Genomic DNA, 25,861 nt, shown 5'->3' with positions numbered 1-25,861 from the left:
TCAGGCCTGCCGCGCGACCAGCGTGTCCAGTTCCGCCAGCAAGGCATGGGCGCGCGGCCAGCGGCCGTAGCCGGCGGCCGGGTTGAGATGGCCGACGTGGCCCAGGTCAACCAGCCCGCTGCCCCAGGCAGCGGCCATTTCGGCGACGCGCGCATGGCTGGCCAGCGGATCGTTGCGGCTGGCCGCCACCAGGCTGGGGAACGGCAATGGCGCCAGCGGCGTCGGCAGCCAGCCGGCCTGCGCCAGGGCCGGCTGCGCCGGATAGCCGGGCGGCAGCGGCTGCGTGAAATCCGGCGGCGTCACCAGCAGCGCACCCCGGATCGGACGGCGGTGCCGCGCCGCCCAATGCACGGTGATCATCACGCCGGCGCTGTGTGCCACCAGCACCACCGGCCCGTCGATGGCCGCCAGCGCCGCCTCGAGCGCGGCGACGCGGGCGGCGCGGCTGAGCTTGTCGTGCTCCAGCGGCGGCACGCAGCGGGCGTCATGTCCCTGGTCCAGAAGTTCGGCTTGCAGCAGGGTCTGCCAGTGCTCGGCGACGTGGTCGCGCAGGCCCGGCACCATCAGGATGGTGGGTGAGGGGATAGCAGTCATGGTGGGATCGGAAAGGGTCAGGCGGGAACGGCGTGGGGCACGGGTTGGCCATCCAGGCGCCGCAGGTCCGCGGCATAGTGACGGCGGCCGATACAGAACAGCAGCGTGGCGGCGGCGCCGGCCAGCGGAATCCATTGCAGCGCGCCGGTCAGGCCGATGCGGTCGGCCAGCACGCCGGTCAGGAACGGGCCCGGCGCCAGGCCCAGCAGGTTGTTGATGAGCGTCAGCGTGGCAAACGCGGTGGCGTGGATGGCGGGCCGCGTCAGGTTGGCCACCATCGCGCTGGCCGGGCCGGCGCAGCCGCCCACCACCAGCATGCCCGCCCCGACCAGCACCAGCTGGGCGGTGCCGGCGGGCAGCCGGAACGCCGTCATCAACAGCACGCAGCAGGCCAGGCTGTAGCCGATGGCCATGTGCCATTTGCGCCCGGGCGCGCGCCGCGCCACGTGATCGGTCAGAGCGCCGCAGGCCACCATGCCGGCGCCGGCCACCAGCACCAGCAGCGCCGCCACCATGCCGGCACGGCCGGTGGCCATGCCGTACTCGCGCGCCAGGAAGCTTGGCAGCCACGCCAGCAGCGCGGCCATCACCAGCAGCTGCAAGGCGCTGCCGGCGCAGGCGCAGAGCATCGACGGCAGCGTCAGCAGTTCGCGCACGATCCGGCGCGGCGCCAGCTGGCGCGCCGTGGCCGCATCGCTGTTGCCTTGCTCGCTGTCAGCGCCGATGCGCTGCTGCAGCCGGCGCAGCCGCTGCTCGCTGATCGCCAGCGCGTAGCAGGCCACCATCGCCAGCCCGAACGCGGCCATCCCGGCAAAGGCCATGCGCCAGCCGAAATGCGCGGACAGGATGCCGCCCAGTCCCATGCCCAGCACCGAGCCGAACGCGCCGCCGGCGATAAACGCGGCGCTGAGGCTGGCGCGCAGGTGGCGCGGGAACACCGACACCACCACCGCAATCCCCACGCTGCCATACGCGGCCTCGCCGATGCCGACGCACAGCCGCGCCAGGAACATCTGGCCGAAACTGCCCGCCAGCGCGCAGCCCAGCGTGGCCAGGCTCCACAGCGCCGCCATCAGGATCAGGCTGCGCACCCGCCCCCAGCGGTCGGCCAGCAGCGACAGCGGAATCGCCAGCACGCCCACCATCAGCGACACCACCCCGCCGAGCGCCCCCAGCTCGGTATCCCCCAGCTGCCACTCGGCCTTCAGCAGCGGAAACACGGCATTGAGCACCTGGCGCGACATGTAGTCGGACAGCAGCAGCGCAAAGGTCAGCGCAAAGACCAGCCACGCATAGCGCGGTCCGGCAGCCGCGGGTGCGGCCGGCGTCGGCGCGGCGGATGCGGCGGCAAGGGCAAGGCGGGATCTGGGCATGGGCGTCTCCGGAAGCCGGGCGGCGGTCTTGGCGCCGCCGTGCGTTCAGTGCCCGCGCAAAGTGGCGGGCGAGCGCAGCCAGTATCCGGCGAGCGCGACAGCGCGGTTTGATATTCCGGGACGTACGCTTGACATTACGGGACAGGTGGGGAAAACGCCGAGACAAAAAAAACCGGCACCCTGAGGTGCCGGTTTGTGGCGGTCCCGCCGTCAGGCGGGGCAGCGCGAAGCTCAGTCTTCCAGCTTCGGCAGCGAAGCGCTGACCTGCGTCGACAGCAGGCCGGTCTTGGCATACGTCTGCAGCTTCTCGCGCGTATCGACGATATCCAGCGTGCGCATGGTCAGCTGGCCGATGCGGTCCAGCGGCGTGAACATCGACTCGCCCTTCTCCATGGTCAGCCGTTCCGGCTTGTAGGTCAGGTTGGGCGAGGTGGTGTTCAGGATCGAGTAGTCGTTGCCGCGGCGCAGTTCGATGGTGACCTCGCCGGTGATGGCGCCGGCGACCCAGCGCTGGGCGGTTTCACGCAGCATGATGGCCTGCGGGTCGAACCAGCGGCCCTGGTACAGCAGGCGGCCCAGGCGGCGGCCGTTGTCGCGGTACTGCTCGATGGTGTCTTCGTTGTGGATGCCGGTGATCAGGCGCTCGTAGGCGATGAACAGCAGCGCCAGGCCCGGGGCCTCGTAGATGCCGCGGCTCTTGGCTTCGATGATGCGGTTCTCGATCTGGTCGCTCATGCCCAGGCCATGGCGCCCGCCGATGCGGTTGGCTTCCATGAACAGGTCGACCGCGTTGGCGAAGGTCTGGCCGTTCAGCGCCACCGGCTGGCCTTCCTCGAAGCGCACCGTGACTTCCTCGCGCTTGACTTCGACGTCATCGCGCCAGAACTGCACGCCCATGATCGGCTGGACGATGCGGATGCCCGAATCCAGGTGCTCCAGGTCCTTGGCCTCGTGGGTCGCGCCCAGCATGTTGGAGTCGGTCGAGTACGCCTTCTCGGCCGACATCTTGTAGTCGAAGCCGTTCTGGCGCATGAACTCGGACATCTCGGCGCGGCCGCCCAGTTCGTCGATGAACTGCTGGTCCAGCCACGGCTTGTAGATCTGCAGGCCGGGGTTGGTCAGCAGGCCGTAACGGTAGAAGCGCTCGATGTCGTTGCCCTTGAAGGTGCTGCCGTCGCCCCAGATGTTGACCCCGTCTTCCTTCATCGCGGCGACCAGCATGGTGCCGGTGACGGCGCGGCCGATCGGGGTGGTGTTGAAGTAGGTGATGCCGGCGGTGGAGATATGGAAGGCACCGCACTGCAGCGCGGCGATGCCCTCGGCCACCAGCTGCGTGCGGCAGTCGACCAGGCGGGCTTCCTCGGCGCCGTAGGCCTTGGCGCGGCGCGGGATGTCGTCGTAGTCGGGCTCGTCGGGCTGGCCCAGGTTGGCGGTGTAGGCGTAGGGGACAGCGCCCTTCTGGCGCATCCAGAGGAGTGCCGCGCTGGTGTCAAGGCCGCCGGAGAAGGCGATACCGACGCGCTGGCCGGTAGGAATGTGCTGCAGGATGGTAGTCATCGCCAGAAATCAATGTGAATTTGTCGGCTCTTGGACGGGCTTCCACGGCGTCGGGCCGCAAGCGGCCGGGGGCGGCGGGAAGCACGGCGACGCGGCCGGCCGAGTCACGTGCCGAGTCAGTGCCAAACGCGAATTGTGACACGGCAGCGCCCACGCGCCAAACCCGGGGGCCGGCGGGGCCCCGGCGCCACCCGCGCTCCGCGCCGGCCGGAGCGCCGCCGCACCGTTCAAATCCGGCGAACGCGCCTTTCAAAACTCTCGACTGGTTCGGCCCGATACCCCTCCCTATACTGCGCCGCACTGTTATCGGAAAGCGGAGTCGTCATGCTGCATCGCGCCCTGGAAGGCGTCCGGGTCCTGGATTTGTCGCGCATCCTGGCCGGTCCCTGGTGTACCCAGAACCTGGCCGACCTGGGCGCCGAGGTGACCAAGGTCGAACACCCCGAGCGCGGCGACGATACCCGCGGCTGGGGGCCGCCCTATCTCGACACACCGGCCGGCACTGCAGGCGATCCGCGCCTGTCCGGCTATTTCATCTGCTGCAACCGCGGCAAGCGTTCGGTCGCGATCGACTACGGCACGCCCGAAGGCGCGGCGCAGGTGCGCGAACTGGCGCGCACGGCCGACGTGCTGGTCGAGAACTACAAGGTCGGCACACTGCGCCGCTACGGGCTGGACTACGACACGCTCAAGGCGATCAACCCGCGCCTGGTCTACCTGTCGATCACCGGCTTCGGCCAGAGCGGGCCGATGGCGGACAAGCCAGGCTACGACTACGTGTTCCAGGGCATGGGCGGGCTGATGAGCTACACCGGCCAGCCCGACGGCACGCCGGGCGCCGGCCCGCTGCGCACCGGCGTCGCCGTGGTCGACCTGAGCACCGGCATGTATGCCACCTCCGCGGTGCTGGCCGCGCTGTACCAGCGCCAGGCGACCGGCGTGGGCGCGCACCTGGACATCGCGCTGCTCGACGTGGCCGTGGCGATGAATGCCAACCAGGCCGCCAACTACCTGGTCTCGGGCCAGAACCCGCAGCGCAGCGGCAACGCCCATCCCAACTGCGCGCCGTATGAAGTGTTCCGCTGCGCCGACGGCCACCTGATCCTGGCGATCGGCAACGACAGCCAGTTCGCTCGCTTCTGCGCCGTGGCCGGCATCCCGGCGCTGGCGCAGGACCCGCGCTACGCCACCAATTCCGCGCGCATCGAACACCTCGACGCCTTGCGCGCGCGGCTGACCGAACTCTTTCCCACCCGCACCCGCGCCGCCTGGACCGAGGCCTTCGATGCGGCGGGCGTGCCGTGGGGCCCGATCCACACCATGGACGAAGTCTTCGCCCATCCGCAGGTACGGCACCGCCGGCTGATGCAGGTGGCCGAGCACCCCGTGATGGGCCGCGTGCCGATGGTGCGCAACCCGATGCTGGCCGGGCACGACAGCCCGCCGGCGCCGCCGCCGCTGCTGGGCGAACACAGCCCCCAGCGCTGACCGTCCTGCCACGAGATCTATAACCCTGACCCGGAGACATCCCGATGAAGCCCGCCCTTTTCGCCATGGCCCTGCTCGGCATTGCCAGCAGCGCGGACGCCGCCTATCCCGAGCGGCCGATCAAGCTGATCGTGCCCTACGCCGCCGGCGGCACCACCGACATCATTGCCCGCATCGTCGGCACCCGCCTGGGCCCGGTGCTGGGCCAGCCGGTGGTGATCGAGAACCGCCCCGGCGCCGGCGGCGCGGTCGGCAGCGCCTACGCGGCCAAGCAGCCGGCCGACGGCTACACGCTGGTGATGGAGGTGGAAAGCTCGCACGCGGTCAACCCCAACGTCTACCTGAAGACCGCCTATGACCCGGTCAAGGACTTCGCGCCGATCAGCAACCTGGCCGACGTGCCCAACGTGCTGGTGGTCAATCCGGCTTTCCCGGCCACGGACCTGGCGTCGTTCATCAAGCAGCTCAAGGCCAGTCCCGGCAAGTATTCGTTCGGCTCGTCCGGCAACGGCGGCCTCAGCCACATGAACGGCGAGCTCTTCATGAACGCCACCGGCACGCGCATGCTGCACGTGCCGTACAAGGGCCTGGGCCCGGCGCTCAACGATGCGGTGGCCGGGCAGATCCAGGTGGTGTTCGACAATATCCCGTCGTCGTCCGGGCTGATCCAGGGCGGCCGCCTCAAGCCGCTGGCGGTGGCCGCGAAGCAGCGCCTGAAGGTGCTGCCCAACGTCCCCACCTATGCCGAGGCCGGCCTGCCGGCGATGAACAACCCGTCGTGGTTCGGCCTGGGCGCGCCCGCGGGCACGCCCGCCGCCATCCTCGACCAGCTCAACGACGCCGTGCGCCAGGTGCTGGCCGAGCCGGAGGTGGTCGCCGCCATCGAGAAACAGGGCGCGATCCCGGCACCGACCTCGCGTAAGGCCTTTGGCGACCTGATTCGTGGGCAGAACGCGCACTGGAAGCAGATGGTCGAGGCCATCCACTTCACCAAGCTCCAGTAAGACACGAGGACCGACATGAGCGCACTTCAGCAGGAACCGCACGCCGGCGTCGAGATCGACGCGCGCGGCATTGCCACCGTCACCATCCGCGAGGCGGGCTCGCTCAATATCCTGAGCACGCCGGTGATCGCCTCGCTCACGCGCGCGATCGAAGCGCTGGCCGCCCAGGACGCGCTGCGCGTGCTGGTGCTGCGCGGCACCGGCGACAAGGGCTTTATCGGCGGTGCCGACATCAAGGAAATGGCCGCGCTCGACCGCGCCAGCGCCGAGGCCTTTATCAGCGGCCTGCGCCGGCTGTGCGATGCCGTGCGCCACCTGCCGGTGCCGGTGATCGCGCGCATGCCGGGCTGGTGCCTGGGCGGCGGGCTGGAACTGGCGCTGGCGTGCGACCTGCGCATCGCCGCCGACACCGCGCAGCTGGGCATGCCGGAAGTGAAGGTCGGCATTCCGTCGGTGATCCACGCCGCGCTGATGCCGCGCCTGATCGGCAATGCGCGCACCGCCTGGATGCTGCTGACGGGCGAGATCTCCGACGCGGCCGAGGCGCTGCAGTGGGGGCTGGTCAGCCGCGTGGTGCCGCTGGCCGAGCTTGACCTGGAAGTCGAGCGCGTGGCCGCGCTGCTGGCGGGTTTTGGCCCGGTCGCGGTGCGCCAGCAGAAGCGCCTGCTGCGCGAGTGGGAAGACGCGCCGCTGGAGGTCTCGATCGGCAACAGCGTGACCGAGTTCGGCAGCGCCTTCGACACCGGCGAGCCGCAGCAGCACATGGCCACTTTCCTGAACCGCAAGCGCTGAAGCGGACAGGCGCTACCGCGCCGTGGCGGCCACGGCGCCGCCTTCGCGCGTGGCCACCACGCGCGGATCGTTGAGCAGGAACTGCGCGAAGGCCTCGGCAAACGCGGGCAGCTTGCCGTCGGCGCGCACGATCAGGTTCAGTTCGCGCAAGGCCCACGGCTCGGCCAGCCGCACCCCGGCTACGCGCGCTTCGCGCAGCGCCTGCGCCGCCACGCTGCGCGGCACCAGCGCCACGCCGACGCCGGCTTCGGCCAGCGACAGCACCGCATCGAAGCTGTGCGCATGCAGGCGCACGTTGGGGCCCTTGCCCGCGCGCTGCGCCATCTCGCGCAGAAACAGGAAGTTGCTGCTGGTGCGGCTCATGCAGACAAAGTCGAACGCCAGCGCCGCGCCAAAGCGCACCTCGGGCTCGCGCGCGAGCGGGTGGTCCGACGCCATCACCAGGATCAACTCGTCGCGCGCGTAGCGCTCCGAGCGCACGCCGGCCGCATCGTCGCCGGTCTGGAAATCTCCCGCGAGGATGCCGACATCGGCCTCATGCGCCGCTACCGCGGCCAGGATAGCCTGGCTGGCACGCTCCTCCAGGTCGATGTTCACATCCGGGTTGGCCAGCAGGAAGCGGCTCACGCTGGGAATGATGAAGCCGTTGAGCGAGCTACTGTTGGCCAGCAGCCGGATATTGCCCTTCAGCCCGGCGGAGAAACGCCCGACCTCGCCATGCATGCGCTCAACGCCGAGCAGCAGTTCGCGCACATGGACCAGCAGGGTTTCGCCGGCCGGCGTCAGCTCCATGCCGCGCGCGCTGCGCACGAACAACGGCGTGCCCATGGCGTGCTCCAGGTTCTTCAACCGGTAGCTCGCCGCCGACGCGGTGATGTGGGTGGCCGATGCGCCGCCCGACAGGCTTTGCGCATCGGCAATGGCCTGGAACAGGCGCAGGTCGGTCAGTTCGTAACGCAAGGCAACTCCGTTTGAGCCGCGGCAGTCGAAACGGTTGGCGATGGGCGGCGGTATAGCGGGCCATTCTAGTGCACCGCCCCGGCCGCCCTCCCGCGCCCCTCGCGTATTCGATGTGGACGTCGTCCATTTTCTTTGCTAAGGTATTGTGGACGGCGTACACAAAGCGTGTGCGTCATTGCCGAGATCCCCGCGGCCCTACAGTCCCACAGGCCGCCCCTTCACAGGAGTTGTCATGCAAGTCCAGCCCTATCTGTTTTTCGAAGGCCGTTGCGATGAAGCGGTCGAGTTCTACAAGCAGACCCTTGGCGCCAAGGTCAATGCCCGCATGACCTTCGCCGACAACCCCGACGCCGGCAAGGGCGGCGAAGGCTGCCAGCCCGGCGCGGGCGCGCAGGACAAGGTCATGCACCTGGAATTCCAGGTCGGCGACAGCATCATCCTGGCCTCGGACGGGCAGTGCTCGAACCAGGTCGCCTTCCAGGGTTTCGGCCTGGCGATCACCTTTCCCGACAAGGCCGGGGTCGAGAAGGCCTTCAACGGCCTGAAGGAAGGCGGCCAGGTGCTGATGCCGCTGGACAAGACCTTCTTCGCCGACCAGTTCGGCATGGTGGCCGACCGTTTCGGCATCATGTGGATGCTGCTGACCGCGCCCAAGTAAGCCAGGGACGCAGTTTCCCGGCCGGCGGCGCGCCTACTGGGCGATGGGCCCAGCGATGGGTTTACAATGCGCGCCGCCCGCCGGAGAAACCTAGCCATGGACGATCGCATCAACGAACTCGAAATCAAGCTCGCCTTCCAGGAAGACCTGCTCGATACCCTGAACAGCACCGTGGCACGCCAGCAGCAGCAGATCGACCTGCTGCAGGAGCAGTTCCGCGCGCTGTACCAGCAGGTGCGCAGCGCCGCCACCACCGCGGCCGAAGCCGACCCCCTGCAGGAAATCCCGCCGCACTACTGAACCGGCACCCCGACCGATGTGACGGAACGCTGCCCCCGGCCACGCGGTCTGACAGGCTGATCCCACTTACCGCGCCATCCCATGGCGCGCCCGATCCGCCACATGCGCCTGACGCCTTCCCTGCTCCTTGCCGCGGCCTGCATCGCCGGCTCCGCTCCTGCCCTGGCAGGCTACAACATCTGGACCGGCGAATATTCCCTGACCCGCCAGGAACTGCAGACCGAACTGGACAAGCGCTTTCCCGCGACGCTGCGCTACGCCGAAGTCGTCAGCGTCCAGCTCAGCCACCCGCGGCTGGTGCTGGATGAAGCCAGCAACCGCATCACCACCCACGTCGAAGCACGCCTGACCAATGCCCTGCTGCCGTCGCCTCCCGTCGACGGCAAGCTCGCCCTGAACAGCGGCGTACGCTATGACCCGGCCAGGCGCGCAGTGCTGCTCGACAACCCCACCGTGCAACAGGTCGAAGTCGCCGGCATGGGACCCTATCGCGAACAGCTCAACGCCATCGGCGCCGTGGTCGCGCAGCAGCTGCTGAAAGACTATCCGATCTATACCTTCAAGCCGGAGGAGCTGCGCGTGGGCGGCAAGGACGTGGAACCGGGGGCGATCACGGTGGGCAAGGATGAGGTGCGGGTCGAGGTGAAGCAGCGGTAGGCGCGGCCTTCGGACAGCGCCCGCCCCGCTGCCCCGCTACGGCGTCCCGCCGCCGCATCACCCCCTGGTGCCCCGGAACACCAACCCCAACCCCGCCAGCACCGCCCCCATCCCCGCCAGCGCCAGCGCCGTCATGCGGTTCCCCAGCAGCAGGTAATCGAGTGCCGCGGTGCCCGCCGGCACCAGGTAGAACAGGCTGGTCACATTGACCAGGTTGCCGGCGTGGATCAGGCGGTAGAACAGCAGCGTCGCGCCGATCGAAATTCCCAGCGCCAGCCACAGCAGCGGCGCGGCGAACGCCAGCGACGCTGCGAAGGCGAAGGGCTGGAACGGCAGGCACAGCAGGCAGGCTACGAGGCTTACGCCGTACTGCAGCGGCAGCACTTCGGCGGGTGCGCGCGGGCTGCGCTTCTGCAGGATGGCGCCGACCGTCATGCTGGCAAGCGAGGCCAGCGCGCACAGTACGCCCGCAGGCGAGAGCCGGGCTAGCAGCAGGCTGTCGGCGACGACCATGGCGAGCCCGGCGAACGCCAGCGCCAGGCCGCCGAGGCGCGCGGCGCTGGCGCGGCGCTCGGTCAGCAGCAGCGTCAGCATCGGCTGCGCGCCCAGCACGGTGGCCAGCACGCCGGGCGTCATGCCGTGGTCCAGCGCCAGAAAGTAAAAGACCGCGTAGCCGCCGATCAGCAGCAGGCCTGTGCACGCCGTATGCAGCCGCTCGCCGAGCGGCGGCAGCAGGCGCCTGCGCGCCAGGCCGAGCGCGCCCAGCACGGCGCAGACCAGGGCGAAGCGCAAGGTCAGCAGGGCGAACGGGGTGGCGTGGTCGAGCGCCAGCCGGGCGGCGATGGCGCCGCTGCTCCATAGCAGCACGAACAGCGGCGTGGCCCAAAGGGCCGAGGAAGTGGTGCGCGTGGTGAGCGTGTCGTGCGCGGCATGGTGCGCGGCGTAGCGCGCCGCGCAATCTTCTTGGTTGGTCATGGCTTGTCATCTGTCGTCAGCTTGGCGGGCTCCGGCGACGCGCATCGGCATGCGGCCACGGCACGGCGGCAGCGCGCACGGGCGTGCGGCTGCCGTGCGCGCGGGCGCACGAAGGCGGGATTACCGGAGACGAGAAGGGCTGGGGCGCGTGCCCGTCAGCCGCGCGGCGGCGGCGGGTGTGCACCGCCCGGGAACGGCGGCGGCGCGACAGATGTGAACGCAGGCTGGCGACGCGGGCACGGCAACGCGCGGCCCGGAGGCGCGGCGATGACGGGGCGTTGGCGGTCTGCGGTCATGGTGGAAAGCGGAAGCCTTGAAGAAAGATCGACCGGCGTCGATCAGAGTGGTGTGGCGATGCTATGCCTGCCCGGCGCTCGCGTCAACGGGAGCCTGCGGCGTCCTGCTCCAGCCGCGACACCAGGGCCTGCAGCGCCGGCGCGCAGCCGGCCTCGACCTTCAGCGCCAGCATGGCGTCGGCACGCGTGGTGCCCAGGTTGAGCGCGGCCACCGGCTTGCCCATCTGGCCGGCCCAGACGCAGAAGCGGTAGCCGGAATAGACCATCAGCGACGATCCCACCACCAGCATCGCATCCGCGGCCGCCAGCGCCGCGCGCGCGGCGTCGACGCGCGTGCGCGGCACGGATTCGCCGAAGAACACCACGTCCGGCTTGAGGATGCCGCCGCAATGGCCGCAATCGGGCACCTGGAACTGCGCGAACAGCGGCGATTCGAAATGCACGTCGCCATCGGCGGCGGGCGGCGCGATCACGCCGCGCAGCGCGGCGTTGCGGGACACCAGCCAGTCCTGCAGGCCGGCGCGGTCGTGGCTGGCGCCGCAGTCCAGGCAGATGGCGCTGGCCAGGCTGCCGTGCAGTTCGATCACGCCCTGGCTGCCGGCGCGCTGGTGCAGGCCGTCGACATTTTGCGTGACCAGCGCCGTCATCCGGCCCTGCTCACCGAGCCGCGCCAGCGCGTGGTGGGCATCGTTGGGCCGCGCCTGCCCCGCCAGCGGCCAGCCGAGCATGCTGCGCGCCCAGTAGCGCTGGCGCCCGGCGTGCGAGCCGAGAAAGGCCTGCAGCGTGATAGGCGGCGAGCGTTGCCACTGGCCACGCGCGTCGCGGTAGCCGGGAATGCCGGAATCGGTGCTGATGCCGGCGCCGGTCAGCACGAACAGGCGCGGGTGGCGCTGCACGAAATCGAACAGCGCCGCCCTGGCCGCCGGCGCTGGCTGCGATGGCTGCATCGTCAGGGTGCTCAATGCGCCGGATCCTCGGCATGCCGGGCGGCCTGGCGCGCTTGCCACGCCCGCAACGCCTCGCGGTAGCGGTCCATCTCCTGGTAGTAGTAATCGAAGATGCAGGGATCGCAGCCCGAGCCGCAGCACTCGCCGTCGGCGGGCCGCTCCGGCGGCTCCGGGCGGGGATCGTCAGGGATAAGCGTGGAACCAGCGAGGGGGACTACAGGGGGCACTTGAGACACTTGCGGATCGGGCGCGCGGCGCCATGGCAGACCAGCCCCCAGTATATTCCGGCACGCCCGCCGCTGCCCCGCGGCCCTGGCAGCGCCAAAAGCCGATCTGAACGCTTCCGAACCGCGTGTTGAATTGTTTCGGGGGCGGCGCGCACAGGGGCCTGCACGCCACGTTTTGCCGGAAGATAGCCGGACTTGCCGCCCCGGCAACCGGCCACGCAGCGGACTGCGACCCCGATCGAGCCATGAAGGCAGCCCCACACCGACGCCTGCGCCACGCCAGCACGAAGCGCCTGCTCGCCGCCATCGCGCTGGCTGCCGGCGCGGCGACGGCGACGACGGCCGCGGAGCGCCCGCCGCCCGGCCAGGACGCCGGCGCCGCCACTACCCCCGCAGGCCCCGCAGGCCCCGCCCAGGCCCAGCCTGCCGCGGCGGGCCGCCCGCGCATCTGCCTGGTGCTGTCGGGCGGCGGCGCGCGCGGCGCCGCGCATATCGGCGTGCTCAAGGTGCTGGAGGCGATGCGCATCCCGGTCGATTGCATCGCCGGCACCAGCATGGGCTCGCTGGTCGGCGGCGCCTACGCCACCGGAATGGGTCCGGCGGAGATGGAACGGCTGGTCGCCGGCCTGAGCACCGACAAGCTCTTCAAGGAACGGCCGCCGCGCCAGGACCTGACCATCCGCCGCAAGCAGGACGACTACACCAACCTCCTCACGCCCGAGATCGGCGTGCAGGCGAGCGGCCTGCTGCTGCCCAAGGGCGCGGTTTCCGGCGTGCAGCTCGAGACGGTGCTGCGCCAGCTGGCCAGGACGCCGGGCTTCCGCGATTTCGACCGGTTGCCGATCCCCTACCGCGCCGTGGCGACGGACCTGGTGGCGGGCACGCCGGTGGTGTTCAGCCAGGGCGAGCTGGCCAACGTGATGCGCGCCAGCATGTCGGTGCCGGGCGCGGTGGCGCCGGCGGAATACGAGGGCCGGCTGCTGGTCGACGGCGGGCTGACCGACAACCTGCCGGTCGGCGTGGCGCGCAGCATGGGCGCCGATATCGTCATCGCCGTGAACCTGGGCACGCCGCTGATGAAGCGCGAGGCGCTGACCTCGGTCATCGGCGTGACCGGCCAGATGCTCAACATCCTGACCGAGCAGAACGTGCGCGCGTCGCTGGCCTCGCTGCGGCCCACCGACGTGCTGATCGAGCCCGCGCTGGGCGACTTCTCCGCAACCGACTTCGACCACCTGCCGACCACCATCCCGATCGGCGAGGCCGCCGCGCGCAAGGTCGCCGACCGCCTCGCGCCGCTGGCGTTGCCGCCGGCGCAGTATGCCGAGCTGCGCGCGGCCCAGCAGGCGGTGCAGCCGCCCGACCCCCGCCCTGTCGAGGAGATCCGGCTGGCGCCGCTGCATCGCGTCAATCCGGACTATGCCACCGCGGTGATGCAGACCCGGCCAGGCGAGCCGATCGACCAGGCCGCGCTGGACCAGGACATGCGCCGCCTGTTCGGCACCGGCGACTTCGAACACGTCAACTACGGCATCCTGGAAGAGCCGGGCCGGCGCGTGCTGACGGTCAATGCGGTGGAAAAAGCGTGGGGCCCCGACTACCTGCGTTTCGGGCTGGGCCTGAGTTCGGATTTCCGCGGCGACGCGTACTTCAACCTGGTCGGCAGCTACCGGCGCACCTGGCTCAATGCGCTGGGGGCGGAATGGCGCACCGACGTGCAGGTGGGGCAGACCTCGGCGCTGAGCAGCGAGTTCTACCAGCCGCTGGATACGCGCCAGTTCTTCTTCATCGCGCCGCGCATCGAGCTCGAGCGGCGCCCGGTCAATGTGTTCCAGGGCAGCACGCGCATCGCCACCTACGACGTGCGCCGCTTCGACCTTGCCCTCGACGTCGGCAGCCAGTTCACCAAGTACGGCGAGTTGCGGGTCGGGGTGCAGACCGGCTCGGAGCATGCCACCCTCAGCACCGGCCCGGCGTCGCTGTCGCCGGGCCCAGGCAGTATCCGGCGCGGGGCCATCACCGGCCGCCTCTTCTTCGACCAGCTCGACAGCGTGGACTTCCCGCGCTTCGGCTATGCGGGCGGGCTGCGGATCTACGCCTCGCAACCCGGGCTCGGCGCTGACCGCGCCTATGTCAAGGCCCAGGCCGACGGCACCTACGCCCACTCGTTCGGCGACCACACCCTGTCGTTCGGCTTCAAGGTCGGCGGCAACCCCGGCGGCAAGCCGCTGCCGAACTACGACCTGTTCCAGTGGGGCGGCTTCCTGCAGCAGTCCGGCTACGCCACCGGGCAGCTGATGGGCGGGAACCTGCAGTTTGCGCGGCTGGTGTACTACAACAAGCTGGCGCGGCAAACCCTGCTGCAAGGGGTCTACGCCGGCTTCTCGCTGGAGGCGGGCCGCGTGGGCAACCCGCTGGTGCCGGGCAGCCCCACCGGGCTGCTCAAATCCGGCTCGCTGTTCCTGGCGCTCGACAGCCCGCTCGGGCCGCTGTACCTGGCCTATGGCCGCGCGGCGGCCGGCGTGTTCAGCTTCTACCTGTACCTGGGCAAACCGTTCTGACGCGGCGCGGCAATGTGCGTCTGCCGTACCCCACCAAAGTTGTATGTAATGTCTTAATTCAAATGTCTATACTTTTTCCTGTCACCAAGACCCCCTCTTGAATGACAACCTTCCCCGGTCGCCGCTTCCCCAGCGGCGACTTTTTTATGGGCGCCTGGCCGACGATGGCGTGCCTATAATCCCTGCCTTGGGCTGCACTTGCGGCCGCCTCCGCGCCAGCTTCCGCGCGCACTCTTCATGCAGATCGACTTCCAGCATTTCACGCCGTGGCTTTCGCTCGCCGGCGGGCTTGTCATCGGCCTCGCGGCGGCGCTGATGATCCTCGGCCTGGGCCGCATCGCCGGCATCAGCGGCATCATCGGCGGCCTGCTGCGGTTGCCGCAAGGCGACACCGCATGGCGCGCCGCCTTTGTCATCGGGCTGCTGCTGTCGCCATGGCTGGCCACCGCGTTCGATGCCATGCCCGCGGCACGCATCGACGCGGGCTGGACCGAGGTGCTGGTGGCCGGGGTGCTGGTCGGCGTGGGCACGCGCTACGCCGGCGGCTGCACCAGTGGCCACGGCGTATGCGGTTTGTCGCGCGGTTCGGTGCGTTCGCTCGCGGCCACCGTCACCTTCATGGCGGCCGGCTTCCTGACGGTGCTGGTGCACCGCCACGTGCTGGGAGGCTGAACCATGGGCACGCTGCTGGCGTTGCTGGCCGGACTGGTGTTCGGCATTGGCCTGATCCTCTCCGGCATGGCGAACCCGGCCAAGGTGCTGGGCTTTCTCGACCTCGCGGGAACGTGGGATCCGTCGCTTGCCTTCGTCATGGCAGGGGCGATCCTGGTCGGCGTGGCGGCATTTGCGCTGGCACGCCGGCGCCGGCGCTCGTGGCTGGGGCTGCCGATGCAGTGGCCGGCATTGGCCACGGTCACGCCGCGCCTGTTGCTGGGCAGTGCCGCCTTCGGGATCGGCTGGGGCCTGGCCGGTTTTTGCCCGGGCCCGGCGCTGGTCGCCTTGGGTGCGGGCTATGCCAAGGCGTGGGGCTTTGTCGCCGCGATGCTGGCGGGCATGGCGCTGTTCGAAGTGGCCGAAGCCCTGGCCAGGCGCCGCCGATGACGCAGCGCAGCATGCAAGCAGTACTGGCCCGCAGCGCCTGAGCGGTTTAACATTGCGCGATTATCGAACGACCGTAGACCACCCCCAGCCTCCCATGGATGTCCTCCGCCCCATCGGTCTTGGCCATGCCCAGGCCGACACCGTCCGCGTTGCCCGGCCCCAGGCCGACCTGCTCGCCAGCTTTGCCGGCGATCCCAATTTCATGCTGTCGCTGGCGCGCGGGCTGACCGTGCTGGAAGCGTTTTCCGAGCGCAAGCGCCCGCTGACGATCTCGCAGGTGGCACAGCGGACCCAGCTCTCGCGCGCGTCGGTGCGGCGCTGCCTGTACACGCTGGAGCAGCTGGGCTATGTCAGCCAGCAGGACGGGCAGTTCGCGCTGCGCCCGCGCGTGCTGCACCTGGGGCACGCGTATTTTTCGTCGACCTCGCTGGTGTCGCTGGCGCAGCCGATCCTGGACAACCTGAGCGCGCGCATCCACGAGACCTGCACGCTGGCGATCCTGGACGGCACCGACATCCTGTACCTGGTGCGCTCCGAAGTGCAGCGCGTGCTGAACTATTCGCTCGGCATGGGCAGCCGCCTGCCGGCCTACTGCACCTCCAACGGCCGGCTGCTGCTGGCGCACCAGCCCGCCACGGTGCTGGACGGCTTCTTCGAGCATGCGGAGCTGCGCCCGCGCACGCTGCAGACCAAGGTTTCGCGGCAGGAACTGGAAGCCTGCTTCGAGCGCGCCCGCGAAGTGGACTATGTGATCGTCGACGAAGAGCTGGAGCCGGGCCTGCGCGCCATGGCGGTGCCGGTGCGCTCCGCCTCGGGGATCGTGCTGGCGGGGCTGAGCGTGAGCGTGCGCGCCGCGCGCGTCTCCGAGGCGGACATGATCACGCGGCTGCTGGCGCCGATGCGCGAGGCCGCCGCCGCGATCGGCCGGATGGTCGGGTCCTGACCTTGCCGCTAGCCGGCTGTCGGCCTTACCGGCCCGCGTGCCCGCGCAGCCGCGCGGGACTGAGCATGGCGGCGGTCACGCCATGGTCGGCGATATGCGCCGGCAGCGGCCGGCCCTGCGCCAGCGCGGCGCAGGCCTCTCCCATCGCCGCCGAGGTCTGGATGCCATAGCCGCCTTGCGCCGCCACCCAGAAGAAGCCTTCCGCCTCGGGATCGAACCCGCCCACCAGGTCGCCGTCGGCAACAAACGAGCGCAGGCCGGCCCAGGTCCGCGCGGGGCGGCGGATCGTCAGCGTGGTAGCGGCCTCGATCTGGTGGATGCCCATGGCGATATCCAGTTCCTCGGGCTGCACGTCGTGCGGCGGCACCGGGTCGGCGTTGGCGGGCGAACCGAGCAGCATGCCGGCATCGGGCTTGACGTACCAGGTCTCGTCGAAGCCATAGAACATCGGCCAACGCGCGACCTCGATCCCGTCCGGCGGGACAAAGACAAAGGCAGAGCGCCGGCACGGCTGCAGCCCCACCGGCGCCACGCCCGCGCGCGCCGCGACCACGTCGCACCACGCGCCCGCCGCGTTGACCAGCACCGGCGCGCGGTAGATGTCGGGCCCGGCATGGACGTGCCACAGGCCGTCGCGTCGCTCGATCGCCCCGGCCTCGGCGCCGCAGGCGATCACGCCGCCATGATGGCGCACGCCGCGCAGGTAGCCCTGGTGCAAGGCATGCACGTCCATGTCGGCGGCATCGGGCTCCAGCACCGCGCCCAGCACCAGTTCCGGTCGCAGCACCGGCACCAGCGCACATGCGCCGGCCTGGTCCAGCCGCTGCGCCCGTGCGCCCATCGCGGCCAGCACCTGCCAGTGCGCGTCGAGCTGATCCTGCTCGCCCGGGCGCGCCAGCATCATGGCGCCGCGCGGCGACAGCACGGGATGGTCGGCAAACCCCGCGGGCGGGGCATCGAGGAAGGCGCGGCTCGCCATGGTCAGGCCGCGCACCTGCGGCGTGCCGTAGCTTTCCAGGTAGAGCGCGGCCGAGCGGCCGGTGGCGTGGTAGCCCGGCTGCGCCTCGCGCTCGAGCACGATCACGCTGCCCGCGCGCGCCAGCCAGTACGCCACCGAGGCACCGGCGATGCCGGCGCCGATGACGAGGTAGTCAGCCGAAAACTGCTTGCCACCGGCCGGAGCCGGATCGCTGTGGACCATTGCCGTGCGCCTCCCGTGTCATGCGAACTGGCGGGCAATTTAGCGTAAACCGGGCAGGGAGCGGCGGGGTGCGCGCCGATCCGAGGCGGCGTCAGCCGCGGTGCGCCAGTTCGAGCGCGAACACCAGCCGCTGCAGGAAGTTCTCCATGCGCCCGTCCGGATTGACGAAGGCGCAGCCGAAGTGGTGGATGGCGCTGTCGTCGTGACCCACCAGCCAGTGGCCGACCACCTGCATGTCCACCTCCAGCTTGCCCAGGTCGCGGAAGTCCAGCCGGCACTTCGCCACCGTGGTGCCGACCGGCAGGTGGTCGGCGGTGACGGTCTTTGAGCGCAGGCCCACGCCGGACAGCGACAGGTCGGCGATATCGAGGCCCAGTACGGTCTTGTCCGGCATCGGCATCTCGCAGCGGTAGCCCTTGGTCACCAGCGTGCGCGCGCGGAAATGGCGGCGGCGCTGGAAGTGATAGAGCTTTTCCGGAAACTCGACGACGAAGGCGGGGCCGTCTTCATAGCGCGTGGCCGCCGGCTGGCCGACCACGAAATTGACCGGCACGCCGCGCAGCAGCCCGGAGAATGCGTTCTCTTCGGAGGTCATCAGCGACATCCGTTCGGGCTCGGCATTGCACCAGTCAAAGACGAAGGTGCGGTTGACCGGGTCGACATGCAGGATCGAGGTAACGAACTGGTGCGCGGTGCGGGTGCGCACGCTCAGCATGCACTTCTGCCACGCCAGGTCGCGCAGCACCGTGCCGATCTGCGAGTTGTGGGTCAGGCGATAGCGGTCGTCCGCCGGTTCGGCCCCGGCTTCGGATTCGGCGCCGGGATCGGCTGGCCCGTGGGCGTCGTGCTGGTTCATAGGTTCACGCAACATCTGGAGGGGCTGGGAGCGACGGCCTGGCGCAGCCGCGGACCAGCCGGAGCCCGTCGGCGGCACCGGCCTGCCGGCCGCGCGCCGCATGTTAAGCGCCTGCACCATTGGCCGGCAAGACCGATGATCTCACTTCGGCAAATCTGTGGCAGAACTTGAGCACAGACTTCCGGGGGGTAGCGCTGGCGTGGCTTTCAGGCCGTGGCCTGCGCGCACTCGCGCAGCCATGCGAGCAGGGCCAGCCGGCGCGTGTCGTGCTCGAACGGCGCGGGCGACAGCAGGTGGTAGGCCGAGCCGTCGGCCGCAAAGCCAAACGGCGCGGCCAGCCGGCCGTCGGCGATCTCGTCGGCGGCCATCAGCTGCGACGCCATGGCCCAGCCCAGTCCCGCCGCCGCGGCCTGCAGGCTCAGATAGAAATGCTCGTACCAGGCGTCGCCGTCCAGGCGCAAACGGCCCGCGTCATCGGGGCACGCCGCCTGCCAGCGCTGCCAGGCCTCGGGCCGCGTTCGCGTATGCAACCGCACCGGCGCCACCGCTGCACCCTCGGCGGCCTGAGGCCGGCACACCGGGCCCACGCGTTCCTGCACCACCTCGCGCGCATGCCAGCGCGCATCGAAGGCAAAGTCATTGCGCCGCAGCGCCAGGTCGGCGCCGCTGCGCGCAAAGTCGATCGGTCCGCCGGCCGCCATCAGGTGCAACGGAATGTCGGGATGGCGCGCGGCAAAGCGCGGCAGCCGCGGGATCAGCCAGCGCATGGCGATGGTCGGCTCGCACGACAGCACCAGGGCCCGCCCCGCCGGCTGTGTGCGGATGCGCGCGGCCGCGGCGGCCAGTCCCTCCATCGACTGCGTCGCCGCCGCAAACAGCGAGCGCCCCGCCTCGGTCAGGAAAACGCCGCGGTTGCGCCGCTCGAAGAGCGCCACGCCGAGCGTGTCTTCCAGCTGGCGGATCTGCCGGCTGACCGCGCCGTGGGTCAGGTGCAGCTCCTCCGCCGCGCGGGCAAAGCTCTCATGGCGCGCCGCGGCCTCGAAGAATCGGATCCATCCCAGCCAGTGCATCGGTCAGTTTTTCTCACGGAATCGCGCGAGTATATATCGATTGTGGGAGCCCTTCGCGGCACGCAGAATTGGGTACGCTTTGATCCCCACGAACGGGGGTCGGCCAGAAAACTCAACATAATCTGACGCAATATGCCCCCTCTCGCCGAAACCCTGGCGGTCGCCGCGGTGACCGTGCTGGCCGTGATCAGCCCCGGCCCGGACTTCGCCATGGTCACTCGCAACAGCTACCTGTACGGCCGCCGCGCCGGCCTGCTCAGCGCGCTCGGCATCGCCCTGGGCGTGCAGGTGCATGTGCTCTATACGATGTTCGGGGTGTCGCTGCTGATGGCACACGCGCATGGGGTGCTGACGGTAGTGAAGGCGCTGGGCGCGGCCTACCTGGTCTGGATCGGCCTGCAGACGCTGCGCAAGCGCGACACGCTGGCGGTAGACCTGGACGGCGGCCGCGCGCTGGCCCCGCTGGCGGCGCTGCGCATGGGCTTGCTGACCAATGCGTTGAACCCGAAGACCACGCTGTTCGTCGTCAGCACTTACACGCAGGTGGTGGACGCCCACACTCCGGTTCCGGTGCAGTGGGCCTATGGCGGATTCATGTCGGTGGCGCACCTGGCGTGGTTCAGCGTGGTGGCGTGGGTGTTCACCGCGCCGGCGCTGCGCGCGGCCATGCTGCGGCGCCAGCGGCTGCTCGACCGCGCCATCGGCTCGGCCCTGTGCGGGCTGGGCGTGGCGCTGGGCTTCAGCAACCTGGCGTAGGGCCTGGCGCCGCCAGCGACCAGGCTTGCCGCAGCACGTGTTGCGGGCCCTGCGGACCGAGCCGGCTTTCGAACAACGCCAGCCGTGCGACGCGCCACGGCGCGCTGGCCAGCGTGCGGTGCGCATCGAGCCAGGCGCGCAGCGCGCTCTCGGGCACGGTCGGCTTGCAGCGGGCCAGGGTCACGTGAGGATGGAAGCGCCGCCGCTCCGGCGGGAAGCCGGCGGCATGCGCCAGTGCCTGCCCCACCTCGGCGTGCAAGGCGCGCAGCGCGTTCAGTCCGGGACCGGGCGCGAGGCCGGCCCACAGCACCGACCCCGGGCCGCTGCGGAAGCGCCCGGTGCCATACGCCTGCAGCATGAACGCGGGGGTGCGCAGCATCGCGAGCGCGGCACCGAGCTTTTCGACGGCCTGTGTCGCCTCGCCCAGGCCTTCGCCGAGGAAGTGCAGGGTCAGGTGGACCTGCGCGGGCGTCGCGGCGCGCACGCCAGGCGCGGCTGGCAGCGCCGACAACAGCCCAAGCGCCTGTGCGGGCGGCACTTCCACCGCGATGAACAGGCGTGCCATCGCCGCGCGGCCGGTCTCAGCCCGTGGCGGCGCCGATGCCCTCGCGCCGCAGCAGGGCGCGCTTGCGCTCGATGCCGCCGGCATAGCCGGTCAGCGCGCCGGCGCTGCCCAGCACGCGATGGCAGGGCACGATCACCGACAGCGGGTTGCGGCCGACCGCGCCGCCCACCGCGCGGGCATGCGTGGGCGGCAGCCCGAGCGTGCGCGCCAGTTCGCCGTATGAAGCGGTGGCACCGCACGGGATTTCCAGCAGCGCTTGCCACACCCGCTGCTGGAACGGGCTGCCGGCAAAGCGCACCGGCACGGTAAAGGTGTCGCGGCGGCCGGCGAAATACTCGGCCAGCTCGGCGGCGGCGCGGTCCAGCACCGCGGCGTCGGCGGCAGGCACGTCGCGGCTGTCGGCAATGCCGGCGGGATGGTACTTCTGGCCCGCGAAGAAGAGGCCGGTCAGGTGCCCGTCGCGCGCGCGCAGCAGCACGGTGCCGAGCGGGCTGTCGATATGGCGATAGCTGGTCATGGGAAGGTCTCCGGTTGCGCCGCGGCCGGCGGCGTGTCCTTCATCGCTTCGTAGCGATGCCACAGGTGGATCGCGGCGTAGGCCCGCCACGGCGCCCATTGCACGGTGCGTTCGTGCATGGCGCGCACGGTGCTCACGCCCAGCACCTTGCGCAGCGCATAGTCGGTGCCAGGGAAGGCATCGGGCCAGCCCAGCGCGCGCATGGCGACATATTGCGCGGTCCAGTCGCCGATGCCGTCGATCTCGCGCAGCGCCGCCACCGCCTGCTCCGGCGCCGCATGCGGGTCGAGCACCAGCGTGCCGTCGGCCACGCGGCGGGACAGCGCCTGCAGCGTGCGAGCCTTGCCTGGCGACACGCCGGCCTCGCGCAGCGCAGCCTCGGGCAATGCCGCCAGCGCGGCCGCGCTCGGGAAGGTATGGCGCAGGCCGTCGGGCGCTGCGCCGTTCAGCGCCTGCCCCGCGCGCTGCGCCAGCGCGGCCAGGATGCGCCGCGCCTGCACCACCGAAATCACCTGCCCGACCACGGCGCGCACCGCGATCTCGAAGCCATCGACGCAGCCCGGCAGGCGCACGCCGGGCATCGCCTCGGCCAGTTCGCCCAGATGGCGGTCCACCACGTCAGGGCGGCAGCCCAGGTCGCACAGCCGGCGCACCTTGCCCAGCGCTTGCGGGATCACGTGCGCCAGCGACGCCGACAGCGTCACGCGCAGCACCAGCCGGCGCGGCACATGCTCGATGCGCACCCAGCCGAGGTGGGCGCTGCCGCCGGCTTCGACGCGCAGGGTGCGCAGGTAGGCGCCGTCGCGGATGGCCTCGATGCCGTCGACCGCGCGCGTGGCGAGAAAGCGCAGCCATGCGTCCCACGCGAACGGCGGGCGGTAGCCCAGTTCGAACACCAGCCGGTCGGCCACACCCTCGGCGGCACGCCGGCGCAACGCCAGCGGCGTCAGGCCGTAGCGGGTCTTCAGCACATCGTTGAAGCGGCGCACGCTGCCGAAGCCCGCCGCCAGCGCCACGTCCGTCACCGGCAGCGCGGTGTCGGCCAGCAAGCGCTTGGCCAGCAGCAGCCGCTGGGTCTGCGCGTACTCCAGCACCGACACGCCGAACTGCGCGTCGAACAGCCGCCGCAGGTGGCGCTCGGTCACGCCGATGCGCGCCGCCAGCGCGGCCACGCTGCCGTCGGCCATGAAGCCTTCGTCGATCAGCGTGGCGGCGGCCTGCGCCAGCCGGCCGGAAATATCGGCCAGGCCATGCCCCGGCGCCAGTTCCGGGCGGCAGCGCAGGCACGGGCGGAAGCCATGCTTCTCCGCCGCGGCGGCGCTTTCATAGAACGAGCAGTTCTCGCGCTTGGGGGTGCGTACCGCGCACACGGGGCGGCAATACACGCCGGTCGACGACACGCCCACGAAGAAGCGTCCGTCGAAGCGGCGGTCGTGCGAGGCCACGGCCTTGTAGCAGGTATCGGGATCGAGGTTCATGACGGCATGCTACCGCCAGATGCCGGCGCGCATCCGCTGGTTTCGGACATTTCCCTCTGGCGCGCGGGGATGGGTTGGGGCACAGTTGGCCTGCCCTTACTCTTACCATCGGAGACTTCATGCGCCGCACCGCCCTGCACCTATCACTGCTTGCCACGCTGGCCTGCCCCATGGCGCTGGCGCAGCCTTCGGCAGCGCCCGTGCAGGCGACACAGGTGGCGTCGGTCGAAGGCATTACCGAACACCGCCTGCCCAACGGCCTGCGCATCGTGCTGGCACCCGATGCCGCCAAGCCCACCACCACCGTCAACATCACCTACCTGGTCGGCAGCCGCCACGAAAACTACGGCGAAACCGGCATGGCGCACCTGCTCGAGCACCTGCTGTTCAAGGGCACGCCGTCGCTGCCGGGCAAGACCATCCCGGGCGAGTTCGCCCGGCGCGGCATGAGCGTGAACGGCACCACCGCGCAGGACCGCACCAACTACTTCGAGACCTTCACCGCCAGCGACGACAACCTCGACTGGGCGCTGCGCATGGAGGCCGACCGCATGGTCAACAGCGTGATCGCGCGCGCCGACCTCGACAGCGAGATGACGGTGGTGCGCAACGAGATGGAAATGGGCGAGAACAGCCCCGGGCGCATGCTGATGCAGCAGACCATGGCCGCCGCCTACCGCTGGCACAACTACGGCAAGGCCCCGATCGGCGCGCGCAGCGACGTCGAGAACGTCAGCCTCGACAACCTGCGCGCGTTCTACCGCCGCTATTACCAGCCCGACAACGCGGTGCTGGTGGTGGCGGGCAAGTTCGATCCCGCCGCCACGCTGGCGCGCATCGCGCGCTATTTCGGGCCGATTCCGCGCCCGCAGCGCGTGCTGCCGCCCGAGCCCACCGTCGAGCCCGCACAGGAAGGCGCGCGCGAGCTGGTGGTGATGCGCCCGGGCGACACCCGCCTGGTGGCCGCGCAATACCATGTCAGCCCCGGCGCGCACCCCGACGCCACCGCGCTGGCACTGCTGACCATCATCCTCGGCGACACTCCCGGCGGCCGCCTGTACAAGGCGCTGGTGGAGCGCGGACAGGCTACCTCGATCGGCAGCGCGTTCTATGCGATGAAGGACCCCGGCGCGCTGCTGTTCATGGCGCAGGCGTCGAAAGACCAGTCGCTGGCGGCCGCGCGCGCCGGCCTGATCACGCAGATCGAGGGCTTTGCCGAGGCACCCGTGACCGAGGCCGAGCTGGAGCGCGCGCGGGTGCGCATGCGCAACGCCTACGAGCAGTACATGAACGACCCCGGCGCACTCGGGATCGCTCTGTCCGAGGCCATCGCCAAGGGCGACTGGCGCCTGTTCTTCCTGGCGCGCGACCGCATCGAAACCACCACGCTGGCCGACGTGCAGCGCGTGGCGCTGAACTACTTCCAGGCTTCGAACCGCACCCTTGGCGTATTCTTGCCGGCCGAGCAACCGCAGCGCGCGCAAGTGCCGGCGGTGCCCGACATCACGGCCATGGTCAATGGCTACCAGGGCAGGCCGGCGCTGGCCGCGGTGGCGGCATTCGATCCCAGTCCCGCCAATATCGAGGCCCATACCACGCGCCAGACGCTCGCCAACGGCATGCAGCTGGCGCTGCTGCCCAAGCCCGCGCGCGGGGAAGTGGTGCACGGCGTGCTGGTGCTGCGCATGGGCGATGCGCAGAGCCTGCAGGGGCTGACCACGGTGGGCGCGCTCACCGCCGCGATGCTCCGCCGCGGCAGCGCCGGCATGGACCGCCAGCAGATCGCCGACCGCATCGAGGCGCTGCGCGCGCGCGTGGGCATCGCGGGCGGTTCGGAGCAGGTGACGGTCAGCTTCGAGACCCGCCGCGCGCACCTGCCCGAGGTACTGTCGCTGTTGCGCGACCTGCTGCGCGCGCCGACCTTCCCCGAAGCCGAGTTCGAGACCCTGCGCCAGACCAGCATTGCCGAGCTTGAAAGCGTGCAGCGCGAACCCGGCGTGCTGGCCGCCAATGCACTGGGCCGGCACGGCGACCCCTACCCCGCCGGCGACCCGCGCCATGCGCGCACCATCGCCGAGAATATTGCCGACCTGCGCTCGGCCACGCTGGCGCAGGTGCGCGACTTCCATGACCGCTTCTACGGCACTGCGCATGCGCAGCTGAGCCTGGTCGGCGACTTCGATGGCGCCGCTGCCGCGGCGCACGCGGCCACGTTGTTTGGCGACTGGACCGCGCCGCAGCCGTATGCGCGCGTCGACCGTCCGTTCGTGCCGATCGCGCCCGCCGAGTTCACGCTGTCAACGCCGGGCAAGGCCAACGCCGTGTACCTGGCCACCGCCCCGATCGACCTGACCAACGATGCGCCCGATTATGCGCTGATGATGATTGCCAACCGCGTGCTGGGCGGCGCCAGCCTGCGCAGCCGGCTGGCGGACCGGCTGCGCCAGCGCGAAGGCATGAGCTATGGTGCGAGCAGCTGGGTGCAGGTGGGCGCGCTGGACCGCGCCGGCCGCTTCGGCGTGCGCGCGCAATATGCGCCGCAGAGCCTGGCGCGGGTGCAGCGCGCCGTCAGCGAGGAACTGGAGCGGCTGGTGCGCGAGGGCATTACCGCCCAGGAACTGGCCGAGGCCGTCAGCGGCCTGCTGCAGCAGGGCATGGTCAGCCGCAGCAACGACGCCGCGCTGGCCGGCGCGCTGGCCAGCCAGCTCTACCTGGGCCGCACCATGGCCTTTACCGCGGAACTCGAACAACGCCTGCGCGACGCTACACCCGAGACCGTCAACGCCGCCATCCGCCGCTACATGCAGCCGGGCACGCTGTCACGCGCCTATGCCGGCGACTTCGCCGGCGCGGCGGCGCAGGGCGGTGCAAGCGGCCAGGCAGCGGGCACGCCCGCCGGCACGGCGACCGGCTCCAGCGCCGGCGGCAACGCAGGCGGCAACGATGGCGGCAACGAAGGCGGCAGGCCGCCCGCGCGCCTCTGAC

At 70.6% G+C, this 25,861-nt stretch carries 25 protein-coding genes; 12 read left to right on the top strand and 13 right to left on the bottom strand.

Features of this window, described 5'->3' with window-relative positions:
• From FHX60_RS23480 to argG, 3 genes are all read right to left on the bottom strand, one after another.
• Positions 1-594, bottom strand: coding sequence for an RBBP9/YdeN family alpha/beta hydrolase (locus FHX60_RS23480; RefSeq protein WP_183284781.1), 594 nt, complete (start codon positions 592-594; stop codon positions 1-3).
• Between the two features lie 17 nt (positions 595-611).
• The gene (locus FHX60_RS23475; RefSeq protein WP_183284780.1) at positions 612-1,967 is read right to left on the bottom strand and encodes an MFS transporter; all 1,356 of its coding nucleotides are present in this window, start codon (positions 1,965-1,967) and stop codon (positions 612-614) included.
• Positions 1,968-2,198: 231 nt separating this feature from the next.
• Positions 2,199-3,524 (bottom strand): argininosuccinate synthase, encoded by a 1,326-nt coding sequence (gene argG, locus FHX60_RS23470; RefSeq protein ID WP_183284779.1) that lies wholly within the window; start codon positions 3,522-3,524, stop codon positions 2,199-2,201.
• Positions 3,525-3,848: 324 nt separating this feature from the next.
• Here argG and FHX60_RS23465 point away from each other — a divergent pair, with 324 nt between their 5' ends.
• Genes FHX60_RS23465 through FHX60_RS23455 form a run of 3 tightly spaced genes read left to right on the top strand, consistent with a single transcriptional unit; the run spans position 3,849 to position 6,808 of the window.
• The gene (locus tag FHX60_RS23465) at positions 3,849-5,012 is read left to right on the top strand and encodes a CaiB/BaiF CoA transferase family protein (RefSeq protein ID WP_183284778.1); all 1,164 of its coding nucleotides are present in this window, start codon (positions 3,849-3,851) and stop codon (positions 5,010-5,012) included.
• A 44-nt stretch (positions 5,013-5,056) separates the two neighbouring features.
• Positions 5,057-6,016 carry a Bug family tripartite tricarboxylate transporter substrate binding protein gene (locus FHX60_RS23460; RefSeq protein WP_183284777.1) on the top strand — a complete coding sequence of 320 codons (960 nt, stop codon included), beginning with the start codon at positions 5,057-5,059 and terminating at the stop codon, positions 6,014-6,016.
• Between the two features lie 15 nt (positions 6,017-6,031).
• Complete coding sequence (locus FHX60_RS23455; RefSeq protein ID WP_092315004.1) at positions 6,032-6,808, top strand: enoyl-CoA hydratase; 777 nt, start codon at positions 6,032-6,034, stop codon at positions 6,806-6,808.
• 12 nt (positions 6,809-6,820) lie between these two features.
• Here the strand turns inward: FHX60_RS23455 and FHX60_RS23450 are convergent, their stop codons facing one another.
• Positions 6,821-7,768 carry a LysR family transcriptional regulator gene (locus tag FHX60_RS23450; protein ID WP_183284776.1) on the bottom strand — a complete coding sequence of 316 codons (948 nt, stop codon included), beginning with the start codon at positions 7,766-7,768 and terminating at the stop codon, positions 6,821-6,823.
• 232 nt (positions 7,769-8,000) lie between these two features.
• On the opposite strand from FHX60_RS23450, the gene FHX60_RS23445 reads away from it, so the two are divergent.
• The 3 genes from FHX60_RS23445 to FHX60_RS23435 all read left to right on the top strand — a co-directional run bounded on the left by FHX60_RS23445 (position 8,001) and on the right by FHX60_RS23435 (position 9,383).
• Complete coding sequence (locus FHX60_RS23445; protein ID WP_112776197.1) at positions 8,001-8,426, top strand: VOC family protein; 426 nt, start codon at positions 8,001-8,003, stop codon at positions 8,424-8,426.
• 96 nt (positions 8,427-8,522) lie between these two features.
• A complete protein-coding gene (locus FHX60_RS23440) occupies positions 8,523-8,726 on the top strand; it encodes a SlyX family protein (RefSeq protein ID WP_018005787.1) in 204 nt (67 codons plus the stop codon).
• Between the two features lie 102 nt (positions 8,727-8,828).
• A complete protein-coding gene (locus tag FHX60_RS23435) occupies positions 8,829-9,383 on the top strand; it encodes a DUF1439 domain-containing protein (RefSeq protein WP_183284819.1) in 555 nt (184 codons plus the stop codon).
• A gap of 57 nt (positions 9,384-9,440) precedes the next feature.
• Here FHX60_RS23435 and FHX60_RS23430 read toward each other — a convergent pair whose 3' ends face one another.
• The 3 genes from FHX60_RS23430 to FHX60_RS23420 all read right to left on the bottom strand — a co-directional run bounded on the left by FHX60_RS23430 (position 9,441) and on the right by FHX60_RS23420 (position 11,828).
• On the bottom strand, positions 9,441-10,358 hold the full coding sequence (locus tag FHX60_RS23430; protein WP_183284775.1) for a DMT family transporter: 918 nt from the start codon (positions 10,356-10,358) through the stop codon (positions 9,441-9,443).
• A 379-nt stretch (positions 10,359-10,737) separates the two neighbouring features.
• Positions 10,738-11,601, bottom strand: a complete 864-nt coding sequence (locus tag FHX60_RS23425; RefSeq protein WP_183284818.1) for an NAD-dependent protein deacetylase — start codon at positions 11,599-11,601, stop codon at positions 10,738-10,740.
• 11 nt (positions 11,602-11,612) lie between these two features.
• Positions 11,613-11,828, bottom strand: coding sequence for an oxidoreductase-like domain-containing protein (locus FHX60_RS23420; protein WP_183284774.1), 216 nt, complete (start codon positions 11,826-11,828; stop codon positions 11,613-11,615).
• 245 nt (positions 11,829-12,073) lie between these two features.
• On the opposite strand from FHX60_RS23420, the gene FHX60_RS23415 reads away from it, so the two are divergent.
• The 4 genes from FHX60_RS23415 (at position 12,074) to FHX60_RS23400 (ending at position 16,433) form a co-directional block, all read left to right on the top strand.
• On the top strand, positions 12,074-14,389 hold the full coding sequence (locus tag FHX60_RS23415; RefSeq protein ID WP_183284773.1) for a patatin-like phospholipase family protein: 2,316 nt from the start codon (positions 12,074-12,076) through the stop codon (positions 14,387-14,389).
• 237 nt (positions 14,390-14,626) lie between these two features.
• Positions 14,627-15,061: a YeeE/YedE family protein gene (locus FHX60_RS23410; RefSeq protein WP_183284772.1), complete on the top strand. Its 435-nt coding sequence runs from the start codon at positions 14,627-14,629 to the stop codon at positions 15,059-15,061.
• Between the two features lie 3 nt (positions 15,062-15,064).
• Positions 15,065-15,490 (top strand): DUF6691 family protein, encoded by a 426-nt coding sequence (locus FHX60_RS23405; RefSeq protein ID WP_183284771.1) that lies wholly within the window; start codon positions 15,065-15,067, stop codon positions 15,488-15,490.
• A 94-nt stretch (positions 15,491-15,584) separates the two neighbouring features.
• A complete protein-coding gene (locus tag FHX60_RS23400) occupies positions 15,585-16,433 on the top strand; it encodes an IclR family transcriptional regulator domain-containing protein (RefSeq protein ID WP_092314986.1) in 849 nt (282 codons plus the stop codon).
• Between the two features lie 25 nt (positions 16,434-16,458).
• Here FHX60_RS23400 and FHX60_RS23395 read toward each other — a convergent pair whose 3' ends face one another.
• The 3 genes from FHX60_RS23395 to FHX60_RS23385 all read right to left on the bottom strand — a co-directional run bounded on the left by FHX60_RS23395 (position 16,459) and on the right by FHX60_RS23385 (position 19,560).
• Positions 16,459-17,634 (bottom strand): NAD(P)/FAD-dependent oxidoreductase, encoded by a 1,176-nt coding sequence (locus FHX60_RS23395; protein ID WP_183284770.1) that lies wholly within the window; start codon positions 17,632-17,634, stop codon positions 16,459-16,461.
• Positions 17,635-17,725: 91 nt separating this feature from the next.
• On the bottom strand, positions 17,726-18,490 hold the full coding sequence (locus FHX60_RS23390) for a flagellar brake protein (protein WP_244981339.1): 765 nt from the start codon (positions 18,488-18,490) through the stop codon (positions 17,726-17,728).
• Positions 18,491-18,696: 206 nt separating this feature from the next.
• Positions 18,697-19,560 carry a LysR family transcriptional regulator gene (locus FHX60_RS23385; RefSeq protein WP_112776203.1) on the bottom strand — a complete coding sequence of 288 codons (864 nt, stop codon included), beginning with the start codon at positions 19,558-19,560 and terminating at the stop codon, positions 18,697-18,699.
• Between the two features lie 132 nt (positions 19,561-19,692).
• Here FHX60_RS23385 and FHX60_RS23380 point away from each other — a divergent pair, with 132 nt between their 5' ends.
• Positions 19,693-20,316, top strand: a complete 624-nt coding sequence (locus FHX60_RS23380) for a LysE family transporter (RefSeq protein ID WP_183284769.1) — start codon at positions 19,693-19,695, stop codon at positions 20,314-20,316.
• Here FHX60_RS23380 and thpR read toward each other — a convergent pair.
• Genes thpR through FHX60_RS23365 form a run of 3 tightly spaced genes read right to left on the bottom strand, consistent with a single transcriptional unit; the run spans position 20,300 to position 22,876 of the window.
• A complete protein-coding gene (gene thpR, locus FHX60_RS23375; RefSeq protein ID WP_183284768.1) occupies positions 20,300-20,881 on the bottom strand; it encodes an RNA 2',3'-cyclic phosphodiesterase in 582 nt (193 codons plus the stop codon). The genes FHX60_RS23380 and thpR overlap by 17 nt on opposite strands.
• 16 nt (positions 20,882-20,897) lie before the next feature.
• Entirely contained in the window at positions 20,898-21,398 is a 501-nt protein-coding gene (locus FHX60_RS23370) for a methylated-DNA--[protein]-cysteine S-methyltransferase (protein ID WP_092314974.1), read from the bottom strand.
• Positions 21,395-22,876, bottom strand: coding sequence for an AlkA N-terminal domain-containing protein (locus FHX60_RS23365; protein ID WP_183284767.1), 1,482 nt, complete (start codon positions 22,874-22,876; stop codon positions 21,395-21,397). Before FHX60_RS23365 ends, FHX60_RS23370 begins: the two co-directional genes overlap by 4 nt.
• Before the next feature lie 119 nt (positions 22,877-22,995).
• Between FHX60_RS23365 and FHX60_RS23360 the strand changes: the two genes are divergently transcribed.
• Positions 22,996-25,860 (top strand): M16 family metallopeptidase, encoded by a 2,865-nt coding sequence (locus tag FHX60_RS23360; protein ID WP_183284766.1) that lies wholly within the window; start codon positions 22,996-22,998, stop codon positions 25,858-25,860.
• Position 25,861 lies beyond the last annotated feature (1 nt).

The organism is Cupriavidus alkaliphilus, from assembly GCF_014191175.1.
GTDB classification, from domain to species: domain Bacteria; phylum Pseudomonadota; class Gammaproteobacteria; order Burkholderiales; family Burkholderiaceae; genus Cupriavidus; species Cupriavidus alkaliphilus.
Note: the sequence above shows the minus strand (reverse complement) of the source record. Positions and strands in the feature narration are given on the sequence as shown.